Annotated in this window: 6 protein-coding genes; 2 read left to right on the forward strand and 4 right to left on the reverse strand. The window is 48.4% G+C overall.

Annotated features, from left to right (window positions below; all coding sequences use genetic code 11):
* On the forward strand, nucleotides 1-455 hold a 455-nt coding region (locus tag NNO02_RS22340), incomplete at its 5' end, for a GGDEF domain-containing protein (protein WP_271455780.1).
* A 146-nt stretch (nucleotides 456-601) separates the two neighbouring features.
* Here the strand turns inward: NNO02_RS22340 and mdtG are convergent.
* Together mdtG and NNO02_RS22350 are read right to left on the reverse strand one after the other, a co-directional pair.
* Complete coding sequence (gene mdtG, locus NNO02_RS22345) at nucleotides 602-1,822, reverse strand: multidrug efflux MFS transporter MdtG (protein WP_271455781.1); 1,221 nt, start codon at nucleotides 1,820-1,822, stop codon at nucleotides 602-604.
* 154 nt (nucleotides 1,823-1,976) lie between these two features.
* Nucleotides 1,977-2,897, reverse strand: coding sequence for a Kdo(2)-lipid IV(A) acyltransferase (locus NNO02_RS22350; RefSeq protein WP_005129093.1), 921 nt, complete (start codon nucleotides 2,895-2,897; stop codon nucleotides 1,977-1,979).
* Nucleotides 2,898-3,116: 219 nt separating this feature from the next.
* On the opposite strand from NNO02_RS22350, the gene trhO reads away from it, so the two are divergent.
* On the forward strand, nucleotides 3,117-4,169 hold the full coding sequence (gene trhO / locus NNO02_RS22355; protein WP_271442813.1) for an oxygen-dependent tRNA uridine(34) hydroxylase TrhO: 1,053 nt from the start codon (nucleotides 3,117-3,119) through the stop codon (nucleotides 4,167-4,169).
* Nucleotides 4,170-4,216: 47 nt separating this feature from the next.
* Here the strand turns inward: trhO and NNO02_RS22360 are convergent, their stop codons facing one another.
* Entirely contained in the window at nucleotides 4,217-4,792 is a 576-nt protein-coding gene (locus tag NNO02_RS22360) for a YceI family protein (RefSeq protein ID WP_061068131.1), read from the reverse strand.
* A 1-nt stretch (nucleotide 4,793) separates the two neighbouring features.
* Nucleotides 4,794-5,360: a cytochrome b gene (locus tag NNO02_RS22365; RefSeq protein ID WP_271442812.1), complete on the reverse strand. Its 567-nt coding sequence runs from the start codon at nucleotides 5,358-5,360 to the stop codon at nucleotides 4,794-4,796.
* Between the last annotated feature and the right edge of the window lie 83 nt (nucleotides 5,361-5,443).

The following is a 5,443-nucleotide window of genomic DNA, read 5'->3' on the forward strand; positions in this document are numbered from 1 at the left end:
ACCGTAAATTATTCTATAAGGCACTGAAGTCATCTTTAGTAAAAGGTGCTGTTTGTATAATGATACTGGATATAGATAAATTCAAACGCATCAATGATACTTATGGCCATCAGGAAGGCGATCGCGTTATAAAGAGCATTGTTGATATTGTTAATAAATCGATCAGGGACTCCGATATTTTTGCGAGAATTGGCGGGGAAGAGTTTGGGATACTGATTAAGTGTAAAGATAAAGCTGAAGTAATGTTTGTTGCGGAAAGAATAAGAAAAAATGTTGAGACTGAAACAGCGGTGCCCAATATATATGGTTTGAAAGAGAAAATGACAATCAGCATCGGTGTATATTGTAGTAAATCTGATGATTATTCTGCTGATAAAGTCGTATCATATGCTGATGCTGCGTTGTATGAAGCGAAAAACTCAGGTAGAAATAAAGTGGTTTACTATAACAGCTAGAATAATATTAAGCGTTATTGAGTGTCATGACGTTTAAAAAAGTGTGCAGCCAGTACGATCAGAACTGTTATTGAGTTCACTCTACGTATCCCCCCACATTAAGCCAATTGATATGTTGGGGGACCGTTGAGAATGAATACGCAAAATCATCCCAGGACTTGAGATCCCCGGCGGCGGCGCAGACTGTTCCATGAGTAGAAAGCGTTGAATAACACAACACCCGCGGTGACGCAGAAGACGGCACGGAAGCCATAATTTGCCGATATAGCAGCTCCCATTAACGGCCCAGTCACGTTGCCGATATCACGAAACGACTGGTTGTAACTAAAGATGCGCCCGGCGATTTGGTTGGTTGAGTTATACACCAGCAAGGTCTGTACGGCAGGCAGCAATGCACCATCAGCGGCACCCAGTAAAAAGCGCAGCACGCCTAGCTGCCAGGGTGTCTGGACGAATGACATTGGGATCAACAACAGTACGGAGATAACCAATGCCACGATCAGGATCTTCTCCGGACCAATCCTGTCGCCCAATTTGCCGAGCCTTGGAGCACTGATTAAGGCCGCAACACCGGGTACAGAGGCAATCATCCCGCTGATAAACGCGATATTACTGACATTACCCGCAAGCTCCCGTACATACAGCGTCAGGATTGGCGCAATGGAGCCGGTTGCAACCTGAATTATCAGGGTAGTGACAAACAAGCTCAGCACCAGCTTTGGATTCTTTAACGACGTCACGACTTCGCGTACGTGCAGCATCTCTTTCTTACTCACTGGCTGGAAGCGTTCACGGATAAAAAAGAGTGTCAGAATAAAACAGATCAACAGCACCAGGGCTGTGATGAAAAATACGGGGCGCAGACCATACTGATCGGCGAGTAACCCGCCCGCCAATGGCCCAAGTAAAGCACCGCTGACGCCGCCAGTGGAAAGTGTCCCCAACGCCCAGCCGCTTTTATTGCGTGGCACCTGGGTTGCGATCAGTGCGTTGGCATTAGGAATAAATCCACCGAGCAAACCCAGCAGGGCGCGCAGGATCAAGAACTGCCAGATATTTTGCGCCAGCCCCATCAGCAGCATGACGATGGCCATGCCCAGCGCCGAGCGTAAGAGCATAATTTTCCGGCCTTTACGGTCGGCCAGCCCACCCCAGAAAGGCGAGGCAATCGCTGAAAACAGGAAAGTGATGCTGAATACCAGCCCTGACCACATATTCAGGGCGCTGTGACCCGTCACGCCAAGACTCTCGACGTAAAGGGGTAAAAATGGCATGACCAGGCTAAATGCTGCGCCGGTTAAAAAACAGCCCAGCCAGGCAACGGTAAGGTTGCGTTTCCAGTTTATGGGGGCATCAGAGGGTGACATAGCGATCCGCAGTGTGATGCGCTGTTTGCGCTATCGATTAAATATAAGTAAGCAGGCTAATTATGCGCCTGGTTGATAGTTGCTGCAATGCGGATAGCAGTTAAACCTAAAAGGGGAGAGAAGGTGTTGCAGTCCACAGGACTGCAACAAAGACTCAGTACAAAGAGGGGGAGCCTTCAGGACGTGTCTTGAAGCGGCGATGTAGCCACATGTATTGCTCGGGGGCCATCATGATGCATTTTTCAACGATTTTGTTCATCCAGGCCGCCGTTGTTTCAGCATTGTCCAGCGGTGGTGAACACTCCGGTGGCAGCATAATCAATTGATACCCCTTGCCGTCAGGTTTACGGCGGGGAACAAATGGCACCAGACAGGCATTCGACATTCGTGACAGCATCCAGGTTCCGGACGTCGTTGCAGCCTGTTCAACGGCGAACAAAGGCACAAATACACTGGCGCGAGGGCCGTAGTCGTGATCCGGCGCGTACCAGACCACTTCACCTTTTTTCAACGCTTTAATCATCCCTTTCAGGTCTTTACGATCGAGCATTGATTTATTGGAGCGCATACGCCCCCAGGTTTGTAGCCAGTCGAGCAGCGGATTGTCGTTAGGACGATACACACCAATTCCCGGCTCTTGTAAGCCAAACTGGCGTGCGCCCAACTCGAGCGTCAAAAAGTGCAGACCAACTAACAGGATCCCACGCTTTTGTGCCTGAACGTCCCGGATATGCTCCATTCCGATAACTTCAGTCCAGCGTGATATTCGCCTGTCAGACCAAAACCAGGCCATGCCGGTTTCCATTACGCCCATACCGACAGACTCAAAGTTTTTTACCATCATCTGCTGGCGTTCCTGCTCGCTCATTTGCGGGAAGCACAGTTCCAGATTGCGGGAAACAATCTTTGCCCGACGTTTCATCAAACGCAATGCCAGACGGCCTAATGCACATCCCAATTTATAGAGCACTGGGTAGGGCAACTGCACGATTAACCAAAGGATGCCAATACCCAGCCAGGTTAACCAATAACGCGGATGCAGTAGTGCAGCCGAAAACTTGGGTAAATTCGTCATGTCTATCCTGTCTTCTAACGACCAATTCCCTGTATTGTCGCATTTTTTTGCGCGTATCTAAAATTTACGACGGGAGAACGGTGATTAAACCATCAATTGTTGTTGCGTTTTTATCGTGAAGTATGAAATGTAGCGTAAAATGTGTGGATGTAAATTGGCGATGTTTGCTTTATCATGCCGGCCGATTTTCATTTTTACTGATTGCAGGATACGTACACCATGCCAGTGTTACACAACCGCATTTCGAATGACGCGCTCAAAGCTAAAATGCTGGCGGAATCTGAGCCGCGTACGACGATTTCATTCTATAAATATTTTACCATCGCTGATCCTCAGCAAACGCGTGATGCACTGTATCAACTGTTCACTACACTGAATGTGTTTGGCCGCGTATATCTTGCACGGGAAGGCATTAACGCACAAATCAGTGTACCGCAAAGTCACGTTGATGCGTTTCGCCAACAGTTATACGCATTTGATCCTGCATTATCCGGGTTGCGTCTCAATATTGCATTAGATGATGACGGCAAATCATTCTGGGTTCTGCGCATGAAGGTCCGTGAGCGAATTGTCGCGGATGGCATTGATGATCCTGATTTTGACGCCAGCAACGTGGGTGATTATCTGAAAGCTGCTGAAGTGAATGCTATGCTGGACGATCCGGATGCAGTGTTTATTGATATGCGCAACCACTACGAATATGAAGTGGGTCACTTCGAAAATGCACTGGAGATCCCGGCAGACACCTTCCGCGATCAGCTGCCGAAAGCGGTAGAAATGATGCAGGAGCATAAGGATAAAAAAATCGTTATGTATTGTACTGGGGGGATTCGTTGTGAGAAAGCCAGTGCATGGATGAAACATAACGGATTTAGCAAAGTCTGGCACATCGAAGGCGGCATTATTGAGTATGCCCGCAAAGCGCGCGAGCAGGGGTTGCCTGTGCGTTTTATCGGCAAAAATTTTGTTTTCGATGAACGCATGGGGGAGAGGATCTCTGACGATGTGATTTCGCATTGTCACCAATGCGGTACTGCATGTGACAGCCATACTAATTGCAAAAACGATGGCTGCCATCTGTTGTTTATTCAGTGTCCAGCCTGTGCGCAAAAGTATAAAGGCTGCTGTAGCGAACTGTGTTGTGAAGAGAGCGAACTGCCAGAAGAAGAGCAGCGTCGTCGTCGCGCGGGGCGTGAGAACGGCAATAAGATCTTTAATAAATCGCGGGGGCGTTTAAATACTAAGCTCGGTATTCCCGATCCTGCGCAATAACACGATGCCGGATGGTGGCAAAAGCCTCATCCGGCATCAATAGGACGTTATTTCTGCTGTACGCCTTCCACCGAGATAATTAATTCAACTTCCTGAGAAGCGGGACCGAGATCGGTGGTAATGTTGAAATCCTTCAGCTTTATTTTCCCTTGAGCTTCAAAGCCGGCGCGTGTGCCACCCCATGGATCGCCACCCTGACCCATCAGCTTCGCGTCCAATGTTACCGGTTTGGTGACACCGTTCAGGGTCAGGTTACCGGTGATATCCAAATCGTTGCCCTCTTTCTTCACGCTGGTGGACGTAAAGGTGGCCTGCGGGAACTTGCTCACATTGAGGAATTCTGCACTACGCAGGTGTTTGTCACGCTCGGCATGATTGGTATCAACACTGTTGGTGTTGATGGTGACATTGACTTTATCGGCAGCCGGATTTTTCTCGTCAAAGGTAAATGTACCGTCGAAATCTTTAAATGTGCCGTACAGCCAGCTGTATCCCAGATGCTGAATGCGGAAATTAACAAAGGCATGCTGTCCCTCTTTGTCAATTTTGTAATCCGCCGCGATGGCAGAGCCGGTCGTGAATAATAAAGAGGCGAGTGTGAGTCCCAGCAGGTTTTTTTTCATTTTAAGCTCCATAGTCAGATGACGATTTTCCCAACATGCGATTAAGGGTATCGTCGTTATCGATAAAGTGATGTTTCAGGGCCATTAGCCCATGCAGAAGTGATAAAACCACCACGGTCCAGGCGAGCCATAAGTGCACGTTACCGGCGATGTCGGCTTGTACGCCTGCGTTGGCAAACGTGGCGGGAACATCGAACCAACCAAATACGCTTATTGCTTTACCGTCTGCGGTAGAGATCAGATAGCCGCTGATGACAATAGAAAAAAGCAGGGTATATAGCGTGAGGTGGCCCAATGCCGCCGCAATGCGGGTTAGACGGGAATAGCTTTTCAGCGCGGCAGGGGGAGGGGAAACAACCCGCCAGACAATGCGGACAACCAGTCCCATCATCAGCAACACACCGATACTTTTATGCAGTTCAGGCGCCTGGTGATACCAACCATCGTAATAACTGAGTGTTACCATCCATAAACCCAGAGCAAACATGCCATAGACGGCAATAGCGACCAGCCAGTGTAATGCGGCAGACACCACGCCATAGCGCTGTGGACTATTATTGAATTGCATAAACACACCGTTAGATATTTCAGAAGTGAATGAAAATGGCGTGTAAAAGACATTAATGCAACTAATAAATAACAATGGTGATG

The sequence above is a fragment of the Citrobacter sp. Awk 2 genome (assembly GCF_028069815.1).
Classification (GTDB): domain Bacteria; phylum Pseudomonadota; class Gammaproteobacteria; order Enterobacterales; family Enterobacteriaceae; genus Citrobacter.